This is a genomic window from Micromonospora sp. NPDC023966, from assembly GCF_040639095.1.
Taxonomy (GTDB): Bacteria; Actinomycetota; Actinomycetes; order Mycobacteriales; family Micromonosporaceae; genus Micromonospora.
The window spans coordinates 108,559-129,857 of the sequence record NZ_JBEZZJ010000001.1 but is presented as its reverse complement, the minus strand read 5'-3'; the positions used below and the strand labels follow the sequence as shown (position 1 = coordinate 129,857).

Below are 21,299 nucleotides of genomic sequence, written 5' to 3'. Positions count from 1 at the left end.
CTCAGGCGCAGCCGGGTGTCAGGCTCCTCCCAGCGGGAGTCAGTACCCTAGCCGGCCGCGGAAGTAGTCGATCGTGCGCCGGAGGCCGTCTTCGGGCGTCACGGTCGGCTCGTATCCCAGCAGCTCACGGGCGAGGGTGAGATCGGGGCGGCGCATCTCCGGATCGTCCGCGGCCCGGGTGATGTAGCTCACCTCGGAGCTGCTTCCGGTGAGTGACACGATCGTCTCGGCCAGTTGCCGCATCGACATCTCGTGCTCGGTGCCGCAGTTGATCGGGCCGGTCTCGGTCGAGTCGAGCAGCAGCAGGATGCCGCGCACCAGGTCGTCGACGTAGCAGATCGACCGGGTCTGGTTGCCGGTGCCGTGCACCGTGATCGGCTCGCCGCGCAGCGCCTGCGAGATGAAGGTCGGGATGGCCCGGCCGTCGTCCGGCCGCATCCGCGGTCCGTACGTGTTGAAGATCCGGACGATGGCGGTGTCGGTGCTCCGGCTGCGGTGGTAGGCCATGGTGGCCGCCTCCGCGAAGCGCTTCGCCTCGTCGTAGACGCTCCGGATGCCGATCGGGTTGACGTTGCCCCAGTACGTCTCGCGCTGCGGGTGCTCCTTCGGATCCCCGTAGGCCTCTGAGGTGGAGGCCATCAGGAACCGGGCGCCGTCGGCGGTGGCCCGCTCCAGCAGGTGCAGGGTGGCCACCGACCCGACCCGGAGGATCTCCACCGGCAGCTTCTCGAAGTCGGTGGGGCTGGCCGGGGAGGCCATGTGCAGGATCGCGTCGAACCGCTCGGCCATCGCCGGGTGGTCGGTCGGCAGCCCCTCGGAGATGTCCGCCTCGATCAGCGTGAAGGTCGGCTTCTCGAGCAGGTGGGCGATGTTGTCCTTGGAACCGGTGACGAAGTTGTCCAGCACCACGACGGAGCACTCGCGCTCGATGAGCCGGTCGACCAGGTGCGACGGCACGAAGCCGGCGCCGCCGGTGACGAGGATGCGATGTCCGGAGCCGAAGCGGGGAGCGACCTTCATGCCGGCCAGCCTACTCAAGCCGGTGGGCCGGAGCCGACAACGGCTCCGGCCCACCGGGGGGGTGGGGGGTGTGTTCAGTGGGCGCCCGCGCCGGTGAGCGAGCGCACCTCCAGCTCGGCGTACTTCTCCTCGTCGTGCTCCTTGGACAGCAGGGTGCCGATCCAGCCGCAGAGGAAGCCGAACGGGATCGAGATGATGCCCGGGTTCGACAGCGGGAACCAGTGCCAGTCGTGGTCGGGGAACATGGCCGTCGGCGCCCCGGAGACCACCGGGGAGAAGAAGACCAGCACCACGGCGGCGAGCAGGCCGCCGTAGATCGCCCAGACCGCGCCGGAGGTGTTGAACCGCTTCCAGAACAGGCTGTAGAGGATCGCCGGCAGGTTGCCCGAGGCGGCGACCGCGAAGGCCAGCGCCACCAGGAACGCCACGTTCAGGCTCTGCGCGAAGATCGACAGCACGATGGAGACCAGGCCGATCACCAGGGCGGAGATCCGGGCGACGGTCACCTCCTGCCGCTCGGACGCCTGCCCGTTCTTCAGCACGTTGGCGTAGAAGTCGTGCGCCAGGCTGGACGACGACGCCAGGGTGAGCCCGGCGACGACCGCCAGGATCGTGGCGAAGGCGACCGCCGCGATGATCGCCAGCAGTGTCGCTCCGCCCAGGTCCCCGCCGAGGAAGTCGATGCCGAGCGCCTCGGCGAGCTGCGGGGCGGCCGTGTTGCCGGCCTTGTCCTGTGCGATGATCGCCGGGCCGCCGACCAGCGCTGCCGCACCGAAGCCGAGCGCCAGGGTGAGCAGGTAGAAGGTGCCGATGATGCCGATCGCCCAGAGCACGCTCTTCCGGGCCGCCTTCGCGGTCGGCACGGTGTAGAAGCGGATCAGGATGTGCGGCAGGCCGGCGGTGCCGAGCACCAGCGCGATGCCCAGCGAGAGCAGATCCATCTTGCTGTAAAAGGTCTTCAACGCGTCGCCGGGTGTCTCCACGCCGTAGCGCAACCCGGGTTCGAGGAAGGCGGCTCCCTTGCCCGATGCGTCGGCCGCGTCGCCGAGGAGCGAGGACAGGTTGAACTTGTACTTCGCGAGCACCAGCAGGGTCATCACGATCGCGCCGGTCATCAGCAGGAACGCCTTGACGATCTGGACGTACGTGGTGCCCTTCATGCCGCCCACGGTGACGTAGATGATCATCAGGGCGCCGACCAGGAAGATCGTGGCGGCCTTCGCGGTGCCCGCGTCCATGCCCAGGAAGGTGGTGCCCGGCTTGATGCCGAGCAGCAGCGCGACCAGTGCGCCCGCGCCGACCATCTGGGCCAGCAGGTAGAAGATCGACACCGTGATGGTGGAGACCGCGGCCGCGGTCCGGACCGGGCGCTGGCGCATCCGGAACGCCAGCACGTCGGCCATCGTGTAGCGGCCGGAGTTGCGCAGCAGCTCGGCGACGAGCAGCAGCGCCACCAGCCAGGCGACCAGGAAGCCGATCGAGTAGAGGAAGCCGTCGTAGCCGTACAGGGCGATGAGGCCGGCGATGCCCAGGAAGGACGCCGCCGACATGTAGTCGCCGCCGATCGCCATGCCGTTCTGGAAGCCGGAGAAGGACCGGCCGCCGGCGTAGAAGTCGGTGGCGGTCTTGGTCTGCCGGCTGGCCCACACGGTGATCGCCAGCGTGATCGCCACGAAGACCAGGAAGAGCGTGATGGTCAGGTTGCGGGCCGTGGTGCTGCCCGCCTCAGCCGCGAGAACCGTGTTCATGGGTCACCTCCCCCACCTCGGCGCGGAGCCGGTCGGCCACCGGGTCGATCCGGCGGTCGGCGAACCGCGAGTAGAGCCAGGCGATGACGAACGTGGAGACGAACTGGAGCAGGCCGAAGACCAGGGCGACGTTGATGTTGCCGACCAGCTTCGTACCCATGAATCCCCGCGCGTACGCGGAGAGGATGACGTAGAGCGCGTACCACAGGAAGAACGCGACGGTCATCGGGAAGACGAAGCCGCGCAGCGCGCGCCGCAACCCGGCGAACTCGTCCGACCGCTGAACGGCGAGGTACCGTTCCGCCGCCGACTCGGCGGGTGCGGACGCGGGTGTGTCCGTGGACATCTGTGGATCACCACCTTCGCAGGCGTGGGGAGTTTTCGCGCACGGTAGAGAGCGCGCTCCCCGCCGGGGAAGGCTCGGATCGGCCACGGTCGACGGCTGCGCCGAACGGCGGTCCGGCTGCGCCGAGTGACTCAGCTCACTCCGGTCAGCGGTCGGTGATCAGTCGGTGAGTCCCCGGTAACGGCCGCGGTAGTGCAGCAGCGGCAGCGTCTCCTCGGCCAGGTCGACCGCCTCGATGGTGGCCTCGACCAGCAGGCCCCAGCCGCACTCCCGGGCGGTCTCGAGCCGGCACCCGGCCCAGCCGCCCGCGTCGGCGGGCACCGGACCGTACGGGGTGTCGGTCCAGGGGTCGAGCGCGAAGAGGCCGCCGGGGGACGGGAAGAGGCCGGCGAACCGGTCGGCGAGCTGCCGGTGCTGCGGGCCGAGCGGCACGACCGCGAACCGGCCCGCCTCCTCGACCGCCGCCCACAGGTCCGACTCCGGGTCGACCAGACCGAGCAGCCGGTCCGGCTCCCCCTCGGCCACCAGGGTGGACGAGATGGTCAGCCCGGCCGGGCCGGGCGCGGTCCAGAGCGTCACCGGGGCGGCCAGCCGACCGCGGAGCCGGCGGACCGGCGAGCGCTGCCCGGCCGCCACGGCGAAGGGGTCGGTGTGGTGGATCTCGGCACCCGGCTCATGATTCACGTGAAACATTGTGCCGCCCCGTCCCCGCGCCCACCCCAGGAAGCGCGCGTGCAGGTCGCGGGCGCCCGGAAGCTGCTCGTTGGCCTCCGCCATGAGGCGACCCAGGTAGAGCAGCAGCGCGGTCCGGTCGGACCGGTACTCCGACAGCAGCGCGAGCCGCGCCGGCTGGCACGGCCAGTGCGCCCCGCACCCCCGGCACCGCCAGGCCGGCCGCATCGCCACGTGCGCCCGGCCGGGGCCCGGCTTCTTCCAGATCTTGGACGAATTTGGCCCCTCCAGGAGCCGTTTGCATCCAAGATCTCGGCGGTCGTCGCTCATCAGTGCCTCCCCGGGAAGGGGTCGCCCCGGCCGGGGGATGGCCGGGGCGACCCGTCGCAGGACCGGCCGCCGGGTCGTCGCCTCCACCAGCCGGGCCGCGTGTCTCCACCCTGGACTCGGCGGGGCCGGCGCGGGAGGATGCCAGGGCTTACTACGCAGCGCGATCACGTACTTACCGGAGAGGTAAGGATGAACATCGAGGTGTGGATCCGGGCGCTCAAGGCCGCCCGGGCCGGGGCGGACGTCTCCCAGGAGGCGCTGGCCGCGCTGATCAGGTGGAGCCCGTCCACGGTCGCCGCCATCGAGACCGGGCGTCGCCGGCCGACCATGGAGTTCGCCGTCGCCGCCGACCAGGCTCTCGGCACGGGCGGCCTCCTCGCCCAGTTGCTGAAGGCCGCCGACGAGGAGCGCGGCCCGTCGTGGTTTGTGCCCTGGCGGGGGTACGAACAGCAGGCTGTCCGGCTACGAGCCTTCGAGGCGTGCCTGGTCCCTGGCCTGCTCCAGACCGAGGCGTATGCCCGCGCCGTCATCTCCACCGGTGGCCTCCATCCACCCGGGACGGTCGATGAACTGGTGACTGTCCGGCTGGAGCGTCAACAACTGCTGCACCGCGACGAGCCGCCGCACTGCGTCTTCCTGCTGGACGAGACGGCTGTCCGCCGGCCTGTCGGTGGGCCGGCCGTGCTCGACGCTCAACTCGGGCGGTTGCTGGAGGTGGCTGAGCTGCCGGCGGTGCGGCTGCACATCGTCCCGCTCGCCGTGGGCGAGCATGCCGGGCTCGGTGGCGGCTTCGTGCTTGCCGAGTTGCCCGACTCCGAGCGGGTGCTCTACCTGGAGAATGCTGCGCGGGGACACGTCATCGACGACCCGGAGACGATCGGCTTGATCGAGCGGAAGTGGGATAGCCTCCTCGGCGAAGCGCTGTCCACGGGAGCCTCACTGGATCTGATCCGGAAGTTGGAGGTGACGCCATGACCACCGCCGGGCCCTGCTGGCGCACGTCGTCCCGATCGACCGACTCCGGTGGCAACTGTGTCGAGGTGGCGGACAACCTGCGCGGGGTGGTGCTGGTCCGGGACAGCAAGGACCCGTCCGGGCCGACTCTCGCGTTCACTCCCGACGCCTGGCGGAGCTTCGTGAGCGCGGATCTCCCGATCTTGGCGACTTCCCGTTCAAGGTGAACCGTAGATCGCCAAGATCTGCCGCTGGCGCTATCCCGCCAGGGAGCGGCGGGCGGCGGCCAGCACCTCCGGGTCGGCGCACCCGGCGGCGTACCCGGCGATCCGGCGGCGGATGTCCCGGCCGAGCAGCCAGACCCCGATCCGCTCGGCGACCGGGCGCAGGAACGCCGGCCGGCACCGGAAGTTGTACCGCCAGGTGGCCAGGGCCGTGCCCGGTTCCGGGCCCGGCGCGAACCGCCAGCCGCCGCCGAACCGCTCGAAGAACCACGGCCCGCGGACCATCTTCATGCCCACGTTCGTCGGCGGCGCCCACGAGACGTACTCGCTGACCATGACGAGGCCGTGCCGGGACCGGGTGTAGGTGCGCACGCCCTTGCCAGGGCGGGTCGCCCCGTCGACGAAGTGCTGCTCCCGGACGAAGGGATCCCAGCGGTAGCGGACCGGCGCCACGGTCTGCGACACCGCGAAGGCCAGCTCCGGTGGGACCGGAACGGTGGTCACCGCCTCGACGACCGGCATCAGCGCCTCGGGGTGACGGCGGCCAGCAGTTCCGGCTGGCGGCGGTCCAGCGCGTCCCCGGCCAGGTACGCGCCGAGCAGCGCGGCGCCCAGCCCGTACGCGAGACCGACCGGCAGGGCCAGCCAGAGCCAGACGTCGCCGAGCAGCGCGGCGGCCACCACCAGCGGCACGGCAGCCGCCGCGGTGGCCAGCATGGACAGCAGGGTGTACATGCTCTTCGCCATCCCGGCGCCGGTGTTCATGGCGAACGGGTTGCTCGTCTCTGGCAGCGAGTAGCCGCCGAGCACCGAGACGGACGCGTTGATCGCCAGCCCGCAGCCGTACGCGGCGAACAGCGCGCCGGCCATCACACCGACCCAGCCGGGCCGCCCGAGCACCACGGCCAGCACCACGGCGACCACACCGAGGATCGGCACCACGTAGAGCGAGAACGCGACCATCCGGGCCCGCAGCTCCACCCGCCCCGGCACGCCCGCCACCACGTTGGCCGCGTACGCGCTGCCGTCGAAGCCGAACTGGTTGGCCACGGTCACCGCGGCGAGCACCCCGACGAAGAGCATCGAGAGGCTGACCAGCACGGGCGACGAGTTGGCGGTGGCCTCGCCGAACGCTGCCCCGCCTTCGGTGACCAGCTGGGAGCCGCCCAGGTTGACCATCACCGGCACGAAGATGCCGACCACCGCCACGGTGATCAGGTTGGCCCGCCGCCGGGCGTCGCGCCACCAGTAGCGGCACTCCCGGGCGACCAGGGCGCCGAACCGGTCCCGCCGGGCCCAGCCGACGGCCCGGGGGAAGAGCTGCGCGACCGCCGCGCCGGCCACCGTGCCGCGCCGGTCCCGGGACGGCCCGGCGCTCGCCGCGCCCACCATCGCCGACTCCAGCGACCGCGACCACCACAGCAGGAGTACGCCGATCGCCGCCACGCCGATCAGCAGCTTCAGCACGGCCGCCCCGGCGTGCCCCTCGGCCACGTCGACGCCGGCCGTCCAGGGCGCACCGAACGGCGTCCAGCCGACCACCCGGGCCACGCCGGTGAGCCGGTCCCAGTCGGCCTGCTGGACCGCGCCGATCACCAGCAGTTGTAGCGGTCCCAGCAGGGCGGCGAGCACCGCGAGCAGCACGGCGGCCAGGTCGCGTACCCGACGTGAGCGGAGCATGGTGGCGAAGGCGCTGGTCACCGCGCGGGCGGCGGCCACGCAGAGCAGCAGGCCGAGGACCACCCCGAGCAGCCCGACCAGCGCGGCGAACCAGCCACCCAGCGCGCCGGCCGTGACCACCAGCCCGGCGGCTGCGAGCAGGGTCGACAGCGCCGGGACGCTGACCAGGGCGGCCGCGAACAGGCCGGTGACCAGGGTGCGGCGGGACAGCGGGAGCAGCGCGAAGCGGGCCGGGTCCAGGGTCTCGTCCACGCCGAAGTAGACCAGCGGCAGCAGCAGCCAGCCGAGGGTCAGCAGGCCGCCGCCGAAGGCGGCGGTCATCAGCGCGTAGCGGGACTCGCCGGCGAGGCCGGGCGCGGCGAGCAGGAAGAAGCCGCCGGCGGCGAACCAGAGCCCGAACAGCAGGCCGCCCACGAACAGCGCGATCCGCCAACCCTGACCCCGGAAGTTGTTGCGCAGCACCCGCAGTTTGAGCCGCACGAAGTGCCGGGGCGAGACGGCCCGGGTCGGCCGCTCGGCGGCGGTCACCGGGACAGCCACGACAGCTCCTCGCCGGTCGCGGTCCGCCCGCCGACCACCTCGACGAAGACCTCCTCCAGCGACCGCTCGCCGCGGACCTCGGTGAGCGTGCCGACTCGCATGATCCGGCCGTCGGCCAGGATCGCCACGTGCGAGCAGAGCCGCTCGACGACCTCCATGACGTGGCTGGAGAAGATGACCGTGCCGCCGCCGACCACGTAGCGGTGCAGGATGTCCCGGATCAGGGCCGCGGAGACCGGATCGACCGCCTCGAACGGCTCGTCCAGCACCAGCAGCCGGGGGCCGTGCAGCAGCGCGCAGGCCAGGCCGATCTTCTTCTTCATGCCGGCCGAGTAGTCGACCACCAGGGTGCGGCCGGCGTCGGTGAGTGCCAGCACGTCGAGCAGTTCCGCCGCCCGCTGGTCGACCACCGCCGGGTCCATGCCGCGCAACAGCCCGTGGTAGGCCAGCAGCTCGGCCCCGGTGAGCCGGTCGAAGAGACGTACGCCGTCGGGCATCACGCCGAGCAGCCCCTTGGCGCGTACCGGATCGGCCCAGACGTCGTACCCGAGCACCCGGGCCTGGCCGGCGTCGGGCCGCAGCAGGCCGACGGCCATGGAGAGGGTGGTGGTCTTGCCGGCCCCGTTCGGACCCAGCAGCCCGTAGAACGAGCCGGTCGGCACGTCGAGGTCGACGCCGGCGACCGCGACCTTGGTGTCGAACCGCTTGGCCAGGCCACGGAGGGACATTGCCGGGTGCTGATGGGTCATGCCTCCGACCGTAGTCCGGCCGGGCCAGCGACAGCTCCCGCCGAAGGACGATCTTCGAGTCCTACCTGAGCCGTACGGCCGGTCGCTAGAGGCGCAGCGTCTCCGGGGTGTGCAGGCGGAGCATCGTGACGCCCACGTCCCGGGGCAGGCGCCGCCGGGTGGCCATGGAGACCGCCACCATCACGGTGAACGCCAGCGGCACCGTCCACGCGGCCGGCTGGGTCGTGAGCGTGGCCGGCCAGCCGGACAGCGGCGGGCCGAGCACGGTGAGCAGCACCGCGCCGACCGCGGCGCCGCCGCCGACCAGCACCCCGGCGGCGGCGCCCAGGTCGGTCAAGCCACGCCACCAGATGCCGAGCACCAGCAGCGGGCAGAAGCTCGACGCGGCCACCGCGAAGGCCAGCCCGACCACCTGGGAGACGTCCAGCCCGGAGACGTTCAGCGCGAGCACCGCGGGCACCCCGCCGGCGATCACCGTGGCCAGCCGGAAGCCGCGTACCGAGCCGCGGCCGAGGACGTCGGTGGAGATCACCCCGGCCACGCTGGTGAGCAGGCCGGAGGAGGTGGAGAGGAAGGCCGCGAACGCCCCCGCGGCGACCAGCGCGGCGAGCAGCCGGCCGGTGGCGCCGTCGCCCAGCGCCGCCCCGGGCAGCAGCACCACGACCGCGTCGGTCTGCCCGGTGACCAGCAACTGCGGGGTGTAGATCCGGCCCAGCACGCCGTAGATCGTGGGCAGCAGGTAGAAGACGCCGACCAGGGCCAGCACCACCAGCGTGGTGCGCCGGGCGGCGGCGCCGTCGGGGTTGGTGTAGAAGCGCACGAGCACGTGCGGCAGGCCCATGGTGCCGAGGAAGGTGGCCAGGATCAGCGAGTACGTCGCGAACAGCCCCCGGTCGTCGTCGCCGGCGGTGTCCGGCAGCAGCCAGTCGGTGGCGGCGGTCGCCGCGCCGGAGACCTCGGGCACCGGGTCGCCGGCGGCGAAGTCGAGACGGTCGCCGGGGCGTACCTCGCGGATGTCGCCGTCGGGCAGGGTGAGGGTCGCGCGGTGCTCGACCACCACGGTGGTCGCGGTCCGGAACGCCGGCCCGTCGGGCGGGGTCACCGCCGGGCGGGCGTCGGCCTGCCACTGCAACGCCAGGAAGATCGCGGGTACGGCGAGCGCGGTGAGCTTCAGCCAGTATTGGAAGGCCTGGACGAAGGTGATCGCGCGCATCCCGCCCAGCGCGACGTTCGCGGTCACCACCACGGCGACCAGCAGCGCACCCACCGGGTAGGGCGAGCCGGCCACCGTGGCCAGGGTCAGCCCGGCGCCCTGGAGCTGCGGCACCAGGTAGAGCCAGCCGATGAAGATCACGAAGATGGTGGCCAGCTTCCGCAGCCGCCGCGAGCCGAGGCGCACCTCGCAGAAGTCGGGCAGGGTGAACGCCCCGGAGCGGCGCAGCGGGGCGGCCACGAAGAGCAGCAGCGCCAGGTAGCCGGCGGCGAAACCGACCGGGTACCAGAGCACGTCGACGCCGTACTTGAGGATCAGCCCGGCCACGCCGAGGAAGCTGGCCGCCGACAGGTACTCCCCGCCGATCGCCGCGGCGTTCCAGGTCGGGCTGACCGCCCGGGAGGCGACCAGGAAGTCGGAGGTGGTGCGGGCCAGCCGCAGCCCGTAGAAGCCGATCCCGACGGTGACCAGGGTGACCGCCACGATCGCGGGAACCACGTAGCCGTTGCTCATCAGCGCTCCGGCCGCTGGACCAGGTCGGTGAAGTCCTGCTCGTTCCGTTCGGCCAGCCGCACGTACGCCCAGCCGACCCCGATCAGGAACGGGAAGGCGGCCACCCCGAGCAGCAGCCAGGGCAGGTTGACGCCGAGCAGGGTGACCCGGCCGACCGAGGGTGCGATGGCGAAGAGCCAGGGCAGGCCGCCCAGCCCGATCAGCACGAGCAGGCTGAGCCGCAGGGCCAGCGAGAGCTGCGCGCGCATGAGGCCCTGCACCAGCGTCTCGCCGACCCGGGTCTGCTGGGTCAGTTCGGAGCGGGTGCGCTCGGCGCGGCTGCGTGGCCGGGAGACCTCGGCCAGCACGACGCGGGTCCGCCGGGGCGGCTGCGGGGCGCGCGGGGCGGGGACCGGAGCCGCCTGGTCGGGCCGCCCGGGCACGTCCTGCTCCTCCGCTCCGGTCATCCCCGGCAGTCTCGCCTGCTCAGCGGGAATGTCAAGAGCGCCGGGGACGGCCCTGTGCACAACTTGTGGATAACGCCTCACTCCTGTGGACAACCCGGTGGATGACGCCCCCCTCGTTGTGGATGACGGAGGATTCACCAGCTCGGCGTGGTGGCGGTGTCCGGGGCCAGCGGACACCGCCACCTCGGCGACCTGGAGTCGATCAAGTCCGCGCCGACCCCCGGTTCACGGCAGGCCGACCCGGACCGGGTGGGCCGTGGCCGAGCCGAGCCAGGTGTGCGGGTTGCCGAACCAGCACCAGCCCAGCTTCGCCGCGCCCTGGCTGATCCAGAAAGCGGGCACCCGCTTGTCGCCGCAGCGGGAGCCGACCAGTGAGAAGCACCGGTTGCTGGCCAGCGCCGGCGGGTGCAGGGTGACGAAGGCCAGGCCCTCGTCGATGGTGATCGGCAGCCGGCCCCCGGCGGTCATCTCCGCCAGTGCGGCGGACGGCGGCAGGTTCCGGTACTCCTCGCCCCGGTCGACGTCGAAGAGCAGGTACGCCGGCCCGGCCGGCACCTCCAGCTCCTTGATCGGGTCGAACCGCGGCAGGTCGTCGGCGGGGAAGTTCCGGTCGAGGATGCCGGTCTTCCACTTGCCGGCGAGCGTGGTCAGCGCGATCCGCTCCTGGACGGGCACCAGCTCGCGGGTGGTCACCAGCAGGAAGGGCACCCGCCCGTCGGTAGGCGCGGCCAGGTCGGCCGCCCCGGCGACCGCGGCCTTGCGCAGCGGGGCGAGCAGGTCGCGGAAGGCGTCCTCGTTCAGCCCGGCCAGGGCGGGATAGCCGAGCCGCACCAGGCGGTCGAGTTGTCGGTCGAATTCGGTCGCGGCGTCGTAGCGGCTGTCGGGCATGCGGCCTCCACCTTGTCGTACGGCGTGCCGTACAGCGTACGACGAGGGGCGCGTATTCCCGACGGGCGGAAGAATCTCGAATCAGCGGTTCCAGTCCTGCTTGGCCGCGCGGACCAGCTTGTCCTTCAGTTCCCGGGTGTGCCGGCGGCTCACCGGCAGCTCGGTCCCGTCGATCACCACCACGTAGCCGGAGTTGACCAGCCGCAGCTCGGCGATCAGCTTGAGCTGCACCAGGTAGGACCGGTGGATCCGGACGAACCCCGCGTCGGCCCAGCGTTCGGCGAGGGTGGCCAGCGAGACCCGGACCAGGTGCGAGCCGTCCGCGGTGTGCAGCCGGGCGTAGTCGCCCTGCGCCTCCACCCAGCGCACCGCCGAACGGGGCAGCATCCGGGTGGTGCCGGCCAGCTCGATCGGGATGGTCGGGTCCTCCTCGGCCCGGGCCAACGCGGCCGGGTGCGAGGGGACCACCCGCGAACCGATCACCCGGCGCAGCGACTCGGCCAGCCGATCGGCGCGGACCGGCTTGCGCACGTAGTCCGTGGCGCCCAGGTCGAATGCGTCCACCGCGCCGTCGTCGTAGGCGGTGACGAAGACGATCGCCGGTGGCCGGGCGAACCGGCGCAGCACCCGGGCCAGCTCCATGCCGTCCAGCCCCGGCATCCGGATGTCCAGGAAGACCACGTCCACGTCGCCGTCGCGGAGCACCCGCAGCGCCTCGGTCGCGTCGCCGGCCGTGTGCAGTCGGGCCACCCGGGGATCGGCCCGCAGGTGGTACGCCAGCTCGTCCAGGGCCGGCGGCTCGTCGTCGACCGCGAGCACGCGGAGGAAACCCGTGGCGTTCATGAGGTCGCCCGAACCCCGGGGTGGAACTTCGGCACCCGCATGCTGACCTTCGTACCCGAGCCCAGGCCGGTCTCGACGACCAGGCCGAACCGGTCCCCGAAGGCCGACCGGAGCCGCTCGTCGACGTTCGAGAGGCCGACGTGCTGGCCCGGGTCGTCGGCCGGGTCGCTGCCGGCGCCGGAGAGCTCGGCGATGCCGGCGGTCAGCGTCGTCGGATCCATCCCCACCCCGTCGTCCTCCACCGTGATGTGGCACTCGGCGCCCGCGTCCCGGGCCTCGATGCTCACCATGCCGGTGCCCGGCTTGCGGGACAACCCGTGCCGGACCGCGTTCTCCACCAACGGCTGGAGGCAGAGGAACGGCAGGGTCACCGGCAGCACCTCCGGGGCGATCTGGAGGCGCACCTGGAGCCGCTCGCCGAAGCGGGCCCGCTCGATGGTCAGGTAGCGGTCGATCGAGCGCAGCTCCTCGGCGAGCGTGGTGAACTCGCCGTGCGCCCGGAACGAGTAGCGGGTGAACTCCGCGAACTCCAGGATCAGCTCGCGGGCCCGCTCCGGGTCGGTCCGGACGAACGAGCCGATCGCGGTCAGCGCGTTGTAGATGAAGTGCGGGCTGATCTGGGCGCGCAGCGCGCGTACCTCGGCCCGGGCCAGGCGTTCCCGGGAGGAGTCCAACTCCGCCAGGGCGAGCTGGTCGCCGGCCCAGTGCGCGGTCTCCAGGGTCGCCTGCACCAGGCCCGGGGCCGGCCGCCCGTCGGCCACCGCCACCAGCGCCCCGACCGCCCGGCCGTCGGCGCTCAGCGGGGCCACCACCGCGCCCCGGACCGGGCAGTCCACCAGGTCGCAGTGCAGCTCCGACTCGCGCAGCACGGTCGAACGCCCGCTGTCGACCGCCTTCCGGGCCGCCGCCAGCAACTGGTCGCCGTGGTGCGCGCCGTGCCCGTCGAGGGCGAGCAGGGCGTCCCGGTCCGTCAGGGCCAGCCCGGCCGAACCCACCAGGGCTCGCAGATGGCGTACGGCCTTCGCCGCGCCCGCCGCGCTCAGCCCGCCCCGCAGCGGCTCGGTGGCGAGCCCGGCGGTGTGCAGCACCTCGTAGGTGGCCCGCTGGGTGGCCGTCGCTATGCCCCGCCGGGCGCGCAGCCGCAGCACCGCCCAGAGCGCCGCGGCCAGCGCGGTGACCAGCGAGACGACGCCGAAGACGGCCGAGAGGTTGCCACTCACGCCCGCGATCCTGACGGGTGGCGGCCCGGAGCGCTAGTACGCGCCCTTGCGGGCCAGCACCACCCCGACGGTCCGCCACAGGATGCTGAGGTCGTACGCCAGCGACCAGTTGTCGACGTAGTAGAGGTCGAGTCGGACCGCCTCGTCCCAGGAGAGGTCGGAGCGGCCGGAGACCTGCCAGAGCCCGGTCATGCCCGGACGGACCAGCAGCCGGCGCCGGACGTCGCCCAGGAAGTCACCGTCGTCGGCGGGGAGCGGACGCGGGCCGACCAGCGACATCTCGCCCCAGAGCACGTTGATCAGCTGGGGTAGCTCGTCCAGCGAGGAGGCGCGCAGGAAGCGGCCCACCGGGAAGACCCGCGGGTCCTGCTTCATCTTGAACAGCATGCCGTCGGTCTCGTTCTGATCGACCAGGCCGGCCAGCCGCTCCTCGGCGTCGACGTACATGGTGCGGAACTTCCAGACCCGGAAGGTCCGCCCCTCGTGCCCGACCCGGGGCTGCCGGAAGAAGACCGGCCCGGGGTCGGAGATCCGGATGGCGATCGCGATGGCGACGAAGAGCGGGACCAGCAGCAACAGGCCCAGCCCGGCGGCGACCCGGTCCATCAGGTTCTTGGCCAGCAGCGCCGGCCCGGACAGGGTCGGCTCCTCGACGTGCAGCAGCGGCAGGCCCTCGATCGGGCGGATGTGCACCCGCGGGCCGGCGATGTCGGTGAGCTGGGGCGCGACCACCAGGTCGACGCCGGAGCCCTCCAGCTGCCAGGCCATCCGGCGCAGCTCGCCCGGCTCGGCGCTGGCCGAGCCGCAGACCGCGATGGTGTCCCCGCCGACCTCCCGGACCAGGGCGAGCACGTCCCGGCCGGCGTACACCGGCACCGGGGTCTCGATGCCGCGGGCGGCGGCGTACCCGTCGGTGAGGTGGATGGCCACCGGGACCAGGCCGGCCCCGGGGTTGCGGGTGACCGCGGTGTAGACCTCCAGGCACTCCGGCAGGGTGCCGACCAGCACCATCCGGTGCCCGGCCTGGCCGATCCGGCGGCGGACGGCGTGCAGGGCGGCCCGGGCCACCATCCGGCCCAGCAGGATCAGCAGCAGCGCGCCGAGCAGGGCGAAGCCGACCGTCCACCGGGAGAGCATGGTCTTCGTGGCGAAGGCCAGGAACGAGACGGTGGCGGCCACCGCCACGCCGGCGCGGATCACCCGCTTGAACTCGTCGGGGCCGAGGCCCAGGTAGCGCCGGTCGTACGCCCGGTTGCCCCAGAGGATGAGCAGCCAGCCCAGCGGCAGCAGCCCGAAGGCGACCGTGTGGAACCAGGTCGGGTTCTCCTCGGCGCCGTAGAAGCCGGCGGACGCCTGCTCGAAGACGTTGATCGCGATGAGGCTGGCCAGGGCGGCGGCCCCGAAGTCCAGCACCAGCAGCACCAGGATGTAGGGACGGTGCCAGCGGGACACCCGGCGCCGGGCGCGGGCCCATGCCGACCGGGGTACGCCGTTGTGCGACGGCGGAGTCGGCGGCTGGATCTCGAAGCTGTCGACGTGCCGCACGCTCTTGCTCCGGCCTGTGTTGGTTACCGGGCGCTGGAGGCTTGTCGTCACCTCAACCAGTGTCCTCCCGCATGACACGCGCCCTCACTCGCCGTGAGGGCCCGGGTCGCCCACCGTCCCAGTCTCCCACGCGGGCCCGGCCCGGACCGCCCCCCGAAGGAGAAGCTGTCCGATGGTGCTCGTGGGGATCTGGCCGGCTTCGAGTCGGTTGTGAAGCCGGGGACCGAGCCACTATACCGATGGATGCCGGCCCCGGTAGAGGTGCCGAGTGGGACCTTCGGCGATCCCGGGACCATTCCGCTCCGTAATCGCGGAGTGCGATTACTCACCGTACGAGGCGGGACAACCGTCGGTCAGCCAGCGGCTTGCCGCCGGTCTGACAGGTGGGGCAGTACTGGAGGCTCGAATCGGCGAACGAGACCTCCCGCACCAGATCTCCGCAGACCGGGCAGGGCAGCCCTTTCCGGGCGTGCACCTTGAGCCCGGAGCGCTTCTCGCCCTTCAGCTCGGCGGCCCGCTGCCCCATCGAGCGCCGGACCGCGTCGCCGAGCACCGCACGGGTCGCCGCGTGCAGCGCGGCGAGCTGGTCGTCGGTCAGCCGGTCGGTGATCGCGAACGGGGAGAGCTTCGCCGCGTGCAGGATCTCGTCCGAGTACGCGTTGCCGATGCCGGCCAGCACCGACTGGTCGGTCAGCACCCCCTTGACCTGCCCCCGGCGGCTGCGCAGCTGGGCACCGAAGGTGGTCAGGTCGGCCTCGAGGGCGTCCGGGCCCAGCTTGCCCACCCCGGGCACCAGGGCCGGGTCGGTCACCAGGTAGGCGGCGAGCTTCTTCTGCGTGCCCGCCTCGGTCAGGTCGAAGCCGGAGCCGTCGTCGAGGCGTAGCCGCAGGGCGATCGGGCCCTTGCCGGGGCGCAGCGGGGCGGCCGACGGGAACGCCTCCCGGTAGTGCAGCCAGCCCGCCCGGGCCAGGTGGACCACCAGGTGCAGGCCCTCGTCGAACCGGACATCGAGGAACTTGCCGTACCGGCCCGCGCCGGTGACGGTCCGGCCGGCCACCGCGCTCGGCGGCGGGTCGTACGTCTTCAGCGCGCTGATCGCCGCGACCTCGAGCCGCTCGACCCGCCGGCCGACCGCCCGCTCACGCAGGTAGCCGGCGAGCGCTTCCACCTCCGGTAGTTCAGGCACCGTACAAAGGTAGCCTTCTTTCCCGTGAGCGCGAGGAATGAGCTTGCGAGTCCCGCAGTCGCGAACGAAAGGCGAGCTCTGTGAGAATCGTGGTGGCGCACAACCGGTATCGGGAAGCCCAGCCCTCCGGCGAGAACACCATCGTCGACGCGGAGATCGCCCAGCTCACCGCGGCCGGGGTGGAGGTGCTGCCGTTCCTGCGCAGCTCCGACGAGATCCCCTCGATGTCGAAGCCGGCCAAGGCGCTGCTGGCGATCTCGCCGATCTGGGCCCCGAAGGCCCAGCACGACCTGGACCGCCTGCTCGCCGAGCACCGCCCGGACGTGCTGCACCTGCACAACCCGTACCCGCTGCTCTCGCCCTGGGTGGTGCGGACCGCGCACCGGCGCGGCGTGCCGGTGGTGCAGACGGTGCACAACTACCGGCAGGTCTGCTCCTCCGGGCTCTACTTCCGGGACGGCGTGATCTGCCAGGACTGCCGGGGCCGGGTGCTGGGCGTGCCGGCGATCGTGCACCGCTGCTACCGCGGCTCCCGGGCGCAGAGCGCGCTGATGGCCACCACCCTCGCCGTGCACCGCCCCACCTGGAAGTCGGTGGACCGGTACATCGCGCTCACCACCGCGGTCGCCGACCACCTGCGCGACTACGGCATCCCGGACGAGCGGATCGTGGTCAAGCCCAACGCGGTGCCCGATCCGGGAACCCCGGCGCCGCCCGGGGACGGCTTCCTCTTCATGGGCCGGCTCAGCCCCGAGAAGGGGCTCGACCTGCTGCTGACGGCCTGGCGGCGACACCCCGTGGGGTCGCTGGGCCCGCTGCGCATCGCCGGCGACGGCGAGCTGCGGCCGCTGGCCGAGGCGGCCGCCGCCGACCGGCCCGACGTGGTCTACCTGGGCCAGCTCGACCGGACCGGGGTACGCGCCGCGCTGGCCGACAGCGCCGTGGTGCTGGCCACCTCCACCTGGCACGACGTGCTGCCCACCGTGATCATCGAGGCGCTGGCCAGCGGCCGGCCGGTGCTCGGCACCGCGCTGGGCGGCATCCCGTACCTGGTCGGCGCCGACGGCCCCCGGGAGCCGGCCGGCACCGGCCCGGCCGAGGTGGCCACGGCGGCGCCCGGCGACGGGCAGGTCTCGCTGCCGACGGGGGTGCAGCGCGGCGAGGCCGGCTGGGTGGTCGCGCCCGACCCGGAGGCGCTGGCCGCCGCCCTCCCGGTGGCCCGGGCCGGCGCGGCGACCCTCGCCCCGGCCGCCCGCAGCCGCTACGAGCGCACCTTCCACCCCGACGTGGTCACCAAGCGCCTCATCGACATCTACGCCGACGTCTGCACCACCGCCCGCCGGTGACCGGCTGAGGGGTTGGTCAGCGGAGGGAGGCGCGGGCCGAGAAGGCGATGCTGGCGAGGAGGAAGCCCCCGTTGACGATCGTGAAGGCGACGACCACCCAGACGGCCAGCGCGGGAGCGACGGTCAGCACCAGGCCGGCCAGGAAGATCACCGCGCCGTAGTCCCGGACCAGCTTCGCCAGGCGTACCGGGAGCGAGGTCGAGGTGACCATGCTGGCCGCGTTCGGGCCGGCCTGCATCACCGAGGTGACCAGGTTGACCATCCAGGTGCCGGCGAAGACCGCCACCAGCCAGGTGGGCGTCGAGGGGCGCTGCGCCACGGCCGTCGCCCCGAGGGCGGTGACCAGGGCGATCTGAGCGGCCACGTCGCAGAGCACGTCGACCCGGGCGCCGGCCGGGCTGCTCTGCCCGGTCACCCGCGCGAGCTGCCCGTCCGCGCAGTCCAGCGCGTACGCGATCTGCCAGCCGACCAGGGCGACCAGCCCGACGGCCCAGGCCGGGACCGACCCCGCCGCGACGTCGTCGGCGAGCGCGACCACGGTGACCGAGGCGGCGAGGCCGAGCACCAGGTTGGTGATGGTCAGCGCGGTCGGGCGCAGCCCCAGCCGCTGGGCGACCAGCGCGAAGAAGGCACCGATCCACTGGCTGATCGACTCGCTGAAAAGCCCGCCGCCCCGGTTGATCCGGTGGAAGTCGGCGACGGAGGGGCGGAACGGCTCAGCCAAGGTGGTCGTGGAGTGCACCGGCGTAGTCTGCCAGCCGCTCCCGCGTCTCGGTAGGCGACATCGCGAGGTGTTCGAGGATGGTGTAGCGGTCCGGCCGGGTGGCCGGCGCGAACTGCACCGCCTCGACGAACTGCTCGTCGGTCAGGCCCACGTCGGCGGGGAGCCGGGGCAGGCCGTGCCGGGCCAGGCAGGCCGACATCTCGGTGAGCCGGCGCTCGTCGCCGCGGAGGAAGGTGCAGAACAGCGCGCCCAGCCCGGCCAGCTCGCCGTGCGAGGCGGTGCCCGGGTAGAGCGCGTCGACCGCGTGCATGATCTCGTGGCAGCCGCCGCTGGACGGGCGGCTGGTGCCGGAGACCGCCATGGCCAGGCCGCTGGAGATCAGCGCCTCGGCGAGCACGGTGACGAAGGCGTCGTCGCTCATGTCGCCCGGGTGGTTGAGCACCGCTTCGGCGCCCGCCCGCGAGAGTGAGGCGGCCAGCCCGTCGACCGGCTCCCCGCGGACCTGCCGGGCCAGCTCCCAGTCGGCCAGCGCGCTGATGTTGCTCACCACGTCGCCGATGCCGGCCCGGTTGTGCCGCTCCGGCCCCGCCTCGACGAAATCCAGATCGACGATCACGGCGATCGGGATGTGCACCCCGTAGGAGCCCTTGATCCCTTCGGTGACCAGGCTGGCCACCGGCGACGCGATGCCGTCGTTGGCCAGCGCGGTCGCCACGGTGACCATGGGCAGCCCGCGCCGGGTGGCCGCGTACTTCGCCACGTCGATGGTCTTGCCGCCGCCGATGCCCACCACCGCGTCGTACGACCGGTTGCGCAGCTTGGCGCCCAGGTCGTCGGCGGCGTCCAGGCTGCCGCCGGCCACGGTGAACAGGTCCGCCGACCGCAACGAGGGGCGGATCAGCTCGGCGATCTGCTCGCCCTGCCCGGGGCCGACCACCACCGCCACGTCGCCTCCGGCCGAGATCCGCCCGTCGGCCAGGATCGCGGCGAGATCGGCCACCGCACCGCGCCGCACGTCGATGTGCAGCGGGGTGAGGATCGTCCGGGCTAGTAGCGGCACGCGATCTCCCGCGCCCGGGCCAGGTCGGCGTGGTTGTCGACCTCGACCCAGGAGACGTCGCCGATCGGCGCGGCCCGCACCTCGCCGCCCCGGTCGGCGAACTCCTGGTAGCCGTCCTCGTAGTAGAGGTTCGGGTCGCGCCGCCAGGTCGCCTCCAGGGCGTCGGCGAGCGCGCCCGCCACCTGCGGCTCGATCAGCGTCGCGCCGATGTACTCCCCGTACGCCGCGCCCGGGTCCATCACCTTGGTGATCCGGGTGAGCTGGCCGGCCGCGTCGAAGGTGGTCTTCATCTCCTCCTCGGCCAGCACCTTGATGTTGTCGATGGCCAGCAGGATGCCCGGGCCGCGCTCGGCCAGCAGGGTCTTCTCCACGCTCACCGGGTGCACGGTGTCGCCGTTGACCAGCAGCACGCCCCGGGAGAAGTACTCCCGGGCCAGCCAGAGCGAGTACGCGTTGTTCCACTCCTCGGCCTTGTCGTTGTGCACGAGGGTGATCGTGACGCCGTACTTCTCCTCCAGCTCGGCCTGCCGCTGCCGGACCGCGTCCGCCGCGTAGCCGACCACGATCACGATCTCGGTCAGCCCTACCTCGGCGAGGTTGCGCAGCGCGATGTCGAGGATGGTGGTCTCCCCGTCGACCGGCACGAGGGCCTTGGGCAGGGTGTCGGTGTACGGGCGCAGCCGGCGCCCCGCACCGGCCGCGAGCACCATCCCGATCATGCCGGCACCATCCTCTTCTCGACTCCGCTCCACTCGGTGGAGGATAGCCTCGCGCCCCGGCCGGCCGTGGTTCAGCCCGGAAGGGCGGCCAGGTCGGCGAGCACCGACAGCCGTTCCTCGGCGGTGAGCGACGCCCACGGGCCGGCCGCCCGGCGGTCGGTCTCCTGCTCGATGGCGAGCCGTTCCGGCCCGGCGGGCAGCTCGGCGACGCTCGCCGCGGTGTGTCCCGCCGCGGTCCACGCCGCCGCGTGCGCGTCCGCGCGGTGGTAGCGCAGGGTGCCGAGCCGGTTGAGCAGCAGCACCCCGGGCGGGGTGCCGTCCGGCTCGTGCGGCGGGGCCATGGTCGCGAAGGCGCCCGGCTCGGCCGACCGGACCGCGTGTGCCAGCACCCGGCCCAGCGCCCGGACCAGCCGCTCCAGCCGCTCGTCATGCCCCGCCCAGAGTTCCTCGGTCACCTCGGCGTGCACGCCGTAAAGCTCGGCCAGGAAGGCGAGCCCGCGCTCGGTCGCGCAGAAGCCGCCGTCCGGGAAGCGCTGGATCATCCCGTACGCGACCTGCTTGTCCAGCGCCCGCTGGCAGGCGGCCGGGTCCCGGTAACGGGTCACCGCCGCGAAGCCCGGGGCGTCCACGGTGCCGCCCGGTACGGCCAGCCGGGTGCGGAACTCCACGAGGAAGCCGGTGGCGGCCGGGCCGCCGTACCGGGAACTGAGCTCCGCGCCGCCGCCGTCGCGGCCGGCGAGCATGCCGGCGACGAAGGCCCGGTCGACCGCCGGGGCGACCAGCCCCGCGAACCGATGTGGCGGCAGCTCGACGGTCGCGCTCACAGACCGATCGAACGCAGGGCGGCGAAGGCGTTCTCAGCGATCCGCCGGATCAGCCCGTCGTTGACGTCGCGGTGTTCGTCGAGCAGGCCGACGTCCTGTTCCGCCAGCCAGCGGAACTCGGTGTGCTTCCCCGCCTCCAGCCGGGGCCGGCTCAGGTCGCCGTCGACCCGGACCAGGAAATCGGTCTCCACCCGCGTGAGCCCGTCGTCGCCGGTGTACCGGTATTCGCCGACCTGGCCGAGCACGTGCGAGACGGCCCACCCGGTCTCCTCGGTGACCTCCCGGCGCAGCGCGTCCTGCACCTCCTCGCCCGGTTCGAGGTGGCCGCCGACGATGTCCCAGCAGTTGGGGAAGAGGCGCCGCTCGGGGGACCGGCGCTGGATGAAGATGCGGCCGTCGTCGTCCACGATCAGCGCGCCGGCGCAGCGGAGGGGCTCGGTGGGCACCTCACGACAGTAGCGATCCCGCGCCGTTCGTGGCGATGCCCGGTCTTGTCCCGTTCCGCATCGA

The 21,299-nt window shown here is 72.8% G+C and carries 22 protein-coding genes; 3 read left to right on the top strand and 19 right to left on the bottom strand.

The window, feature by feature from the left end; genetic code table 11:
* Positions 1-39: 39 nt before the first annotated feature.
* The 4 genes from AB0F68_RS00595 to AB0F68_RS00580 all read right to left on the bottom strand — a co-directional run bounded on the left by AB0F68_RS00595 (position 40) and on the right by AB0F68_RS00580 (position 4,014).
* Complete coding sequence (locus tag AB0F68_RS00595) at positions 40-1,020, bottom strand: NAD-dependent epimerase/dehydratase family protein (protein WP_357331674.1); 981 nt, start codon at positions 1,018-1,020, stop codon at positions 40-42.
* 74 nt (positions 1,021-1,094) lie between these two features.
* A complete protein-coding gene (locus AB0F68_RS00590) occupies positions 1,095-2,768 on the bottom strand; it encodes a cation acetate symporter (protein WP_357331672.1) in 1,674 nt (557 codons plus the stop codon).
* Positions 2,746-3,114, bottom strand: coding sequence for a DUF485 domain-containing protein (locus tag AB0F68_RS00585; RefSeq protein WP_107074910.1), 369 nt, complete (start codon positions 3,112-3,114; stop codon positions 2,746-2,748). Before AB0F68_RS00585 ends, AB0F68_RS00590 begins: the two co-directional genes overlap by 23 nt.
* Before the next feature lie 159 nt (positions 3,115-3,273).
* A complete protein-coding gene (locus tag AB0F68_RS00580) occupies positions 3,274-4,014 on the bottom strand; it encodes a flavin reductase family protein (RefSeq protein WP_357332850.1) in 741 nt (246 codons plus the stop codon).
* Between the two features lie 291 nt (positions 4,015-4,305).
* Here AB0F68_RS00580 and AB0F68_RS00575 point away from each other — a divergent pair, with 291 nt between their 5' ends.
* Both AB0F68_RS00575 and AB0F68_RS00570 read left to right on the top strand, forming a co-directional pair.
* On the top strand, positions 4,306-5,091 hold the full coding sequence (locus AB0F68_RS00575; RefSeq protein WP_357331669.1) for a helix-turn-helix transcriptional regulator: 786 nt from the start codon (positions 4,306-4,308) through the stop codon (positions 5,089-5,091).
* Positions 5,088-5,297 (top strand): DUF397 domain-containing protein, encoded by a 210-nt coding sequence (locus AB0F68_RS00570; protein WP_357331667.1) that lies wholly within the window; start codon positions 5,088-5,090, stop codon positions 5,295-5,297. Before AB0F68_RS00575 ends, AB0F68_RS00570 begins: the two co-directional genes overlap by 4 nt.
* Before the next feature lie 30 nt (positions 5,298-5,327).
* Here AB0F68_RS00570 and AB0F68_RS00565 read toward each other — a convergent pair whose 3' ends face one another.
* The 10 genes from AB0F68_RS00565 to AB0F68_RS00520 all read right to left on the bottom strand — a co-directional run bounded on the left by AB0F68_RS00565 (position 5,328) and on the right by AB0F68_RS00520 (position 16,116).
* A complete protein-coding gene (locus AB0F68_RS00565; protein WP_357331665.1) occupies positions 5,328-5,816 on the bottom strand; it encodes an SRPBCC family protein in 489 nt (162 codons plus the stop codon).
* Complete coding sequence (locus AB0F68_RS00560; RefSeq protein ID WP_357331663.1) at positions 5,816-7,513, bottom strand: ABC transporter permease; 1,698 nt, start codon at positions 7,511-7,513, stop codon at positions 5,816-5,818. The genes AB0F68_RS00565 and AB0F68_RS00560 overlap by 1 nt, the downstream gene beginning before the upstream one ends.
* Positions 7,498-8,262 (bottom strand): ABC transporter ATP-binding protein, encoded by a 765-nt coding sequence (locus AB0F68_RS00555; protein WP_357331661.1) that lies wholly within the window; start codon positions 8,260-8,262, stop codon positions 7,498-7,500. The genes AB0F68_RS00560 and AB0F68_RS00555 overlap by 16 nt, the downstream gene beginning before the upstream one ends.
* Before the next feature lie 85 nt (positions 8,263-8,347).
* Positions 8,348-9,988 carry a cation acetate symporter gene (locus AB0F68_RS00550; RefSeq protein ID WP_357331659.1) on the bottom strand — a complete coding sequence of 547 codons (1,641 nt, stop codon included), beginning with the start codon at positions 9,986-9,988 and terminating at the stop codon, positions 8,348-8,350.
* A complete protein-coding gene (locus AB0F68_RS00545) occupies positions 9,988-10,434 on the bottom strand; it encodes a hypothetical protein (RefSeq protein ID WP_357331657.1) in 447 nt (148 codons plus the stop codon). Before AB0F68_RS00545 ends, AB0F68_RS00550 begins: the two co-directional genes overlap by 1 nt.
* A 225-nt stretch (positions 10,435-10,659) precedes the next feature.
* Complete coding sequence (locus AB0F68_RS00540; protein WP_357331654.1) at positions 10,660-11,322, bottom strand: DUF5701 family protein; 663 nt, start codon at positions 11,320-11,322, stop codon at positions 10,660-10,662.
* An 81-nt stretch (positions 11,323-11,403) separates the two neighbouring features.
* On the bottom strand, positions 11,404-12,165 hold the full coding sequence (locus tag AB0F68_RS00535; RefSeq protein ID WP_357331652.1) for a LytTR family DNA-binding domain-containing protein: 762 nt from the start codon (positions 12,163-12,165) through the stop codon (positions 11,404-11,406).
* Positions 12,162-13,385 carry a histidine kinase gene (locus AB0F68_RS00530; protein WP_357331650.1) on the bottom strand — a complete coding sequence of 408 codons (1,224 nt, stop codon included), beginning with the start codon at positions 13,383-13,385 and terminating at the stop codon, positions 12,162-12,164. Before AB0F68_RS00530 ends, AB0F68_RS00535 begins: the two co-directional genes overlap by 4 nt.
* 33 nt (positions 13,386-13,418) lie before the next feature.
* Positions 13,419-14,930 carry a sugar transferase gene (locus AB0F68_RS00525; RefSeq protein ID WP_357331648.1) on the bottom strand — a complete coding sequence of 504 codons (1,512 nt, stop codon included), beginning with the start codon at positions 14,928-14,930 and terminating at the stop codon, positions 13,419-13,421.
* Between the two features lie 325 nt (positions 14,931-15,255).
* Positions 15,256-16,116 carry a DNA-formamidopyrimidine glycosylase family protein gene (locus tag AB0F68_RS00520; RefSeq protein ID WP_357331646.1) on the bottom strand — a complete coding sequence of 287 codons (861 nt, stop codon included), beginning with the start codon at positions 16,114-16,116 and terminating at the stop codon, positions 15,256-15,258.
* Between the two features lie 80 nt (positions 16,117-16,196).
* Between AB0F68_RS00520 and AB0F68_RS00515 the strand changes: the two genes are divergently transcribed.
* Positions 16,197-17,462: a glycosyltransferase family 4 protein gene (locus tag AB0F68_RS00515; RefSeq protein ID WP_357331643.1), complete on the top strand. Its 1,266-nt coding sequence runs from the start codon at positions 16,197-16,199 to the stop codon at positions 17,460-17,462.
* Positions 17,463-17,478: 16 nt separating this feature from the next.
* On the opposite strand, the gene AB0F68_RS00510 is transcribed toward AB0F68_RS00515, so the two are convergent.
* From AB0F68_RS00510 to AB0F68_RS00490, 5 genes are all read right to left on the bottom strand, one after another.
* On the bottom strand, positions 17,479-18,204 hold the full coding sequence (locus AB0F68_RS00510; protein ID WP_357331641.1) for a CDP-alcohol phosphatidyltransferase family protein: 726 nt from the start codon (positions 18,202-18,204) through the stop codon (positions 17,479-17,481).
* Positions 18,179-19,246 (bottom strand): iron-containing alcohol dehydrogenase family protein, encoded by a 1,068-nt coding sequence (locus tag AB0F68_RS00505; RefSeq protein WP_357331639.1) that lies wholly within the window; start codon positions 19,244-19,246, stop codon positions 18,179-18,181. Before AB0F68_RS00505 ends, AB0F68_RS00510 begins: the two co-directional genes overlap by 26 nt.
* The gene (locus AB0F68_RS00500; protein ID WP_357331637.1) at positions 19,234-19,965 is read right to left on the bottom strand and encodes a phosphocholine cytidylyltransferase family protein; all 732 of its coding nucleotides are present in this window, start codon (positions 19,963-19,965) and stop codon (positions 19,234-19,236) included. The genes AB0F68_RS00505 and AB0F68_RS00500 overlap by 13 nt, the downstream gene beginning before the upstream one ends.
* A 71-nt stretch (positions 19,966-20,036) precedes the next feature.
* Positions 20,037-20,789, bottom strand: coding sequence for a hypothetical protein (locus AB0F68_RS00495; protein ID WP_357331635.1), 753 nt, complete (start codon positions 20,787-20,789; stop codon positions 20,037-20,039).
* The gene (locus AB0F68_RS00490) at positions 20,786-21,235 is read right to left on the bottom strand and encodes an NUDIX domain-containing protein (RefSeq protein WP_357331633.1); all 450 of its coding nucleotides are present in this window, start codon (positions 21,233-21,235) and stop codon (positions 20,786-20,788) included. Before AB0F68_RS00490 ends, AB0F68_RS00495 begins: the two co-directional genes overlap by 4 nt.
* Between the last annotated feature and the right edge of the window lie 64 nt (positions 21,236-21,299).

Excerpts from the sequence above, each read along its gene's own strand:
- AB0F68_RS00595 (WP_357331674.1), bottom strand. The coding sequence starts at position 1,020 with ATGAAGGTCGCTCCCCGCTTCGGCTCCGGACATCGCATCCTCGTCACC.
- AB0F68_RS00590 (WP_357331672.1), bottom strand. The coding sequence starts at position 2,768 with ATGAACACGGTTCTCGCGGCTGAGGCGGGCAGCACCACGGCCCGCAAC.
- AB0F68_RS00585 (WP_107074910.1), bottom strand. The coding sequence starts at position 3,114 with ATGTCCACGGACACACCCGCGTCCGCACCCGCCGAGTCGGCGGCGGAA.
- AB0F68_RS00580 (WP_357332850.1), bottom strand. The coding sequence starts at position 4,014 with ATGCGGCCGGCCTGGCGGTGCCGGGGGTGCGGGGCGCACTGGCCGTGC.
- AB0F68_RS00575 (WP_357331669.1), top strand. The coding sequence starts at position 4,306 with ATGAACATCGAGGTGTGGATCCGGGCGCTCAAGGCCGCCCGGGCCGGG.
- AB0F68_RS00570 (WP_357331667.1), top strand. The coding sequence starts at position 5,088 with ATGACCACCGCCGGGCCCTGCTGGCGCACGTCGTCCCGATCGACCGAC.
- AB0F68_RS00565 (WP_357331665.1), bottom strand. The coding sequence starts at position 5,816 with ATGCCGGTCGTCGAGGCGGTGACCACCGTTCCGGTCCCACCGGAGCTG.
- AB0F68_RS00555 (WP_357331661.1), bottom strand. The coding sequence starts at position 8,262 with ATGACCCATCAGCACCCGGCAATGTCCCTCCGTGGCCTGGCCAAGCGG.
- AB0F68_RS00550 (WP_357331659.1), bottom strand. The coding sequence starts at position 9,988 with ATGAGCAACGGCTACGTGGTTCCCGCGATCGTGGCGGTCACCCTGGTC.
- AB0F68_RS00545 (WP_357331657.1), bottom strand. The coding sequence starts at position 10,434 with ATGACCGGAGCGGAGGAGCAGGACGTGCCCGGGCGGCCCGACCAGGCG.
- AB0F68_RS00540 (WP_357331654.1), bottom strand. The coding sequence starts at position 11,322 with ATGCCCGACAGCCGCTACGACGCCGCGACCGAATTCGACCGACAACTC.
- AB0F68_RS00535 (WP_357331652.1), bottom strand. The coding sequence starts at position 12,165 with ATGAACGCCACGGGTTTCCTCCGCGTGCTCGCGGTCGACGACGAGCCG.
- AB0F68_RS00500 (WP_357331637.1), bottom strand. The coding sequence starts at position 19,965 with ATGATCGGGATGGTGCTCGCGGCCGGTGCGGGGCGCCGGCTGCGCCCG.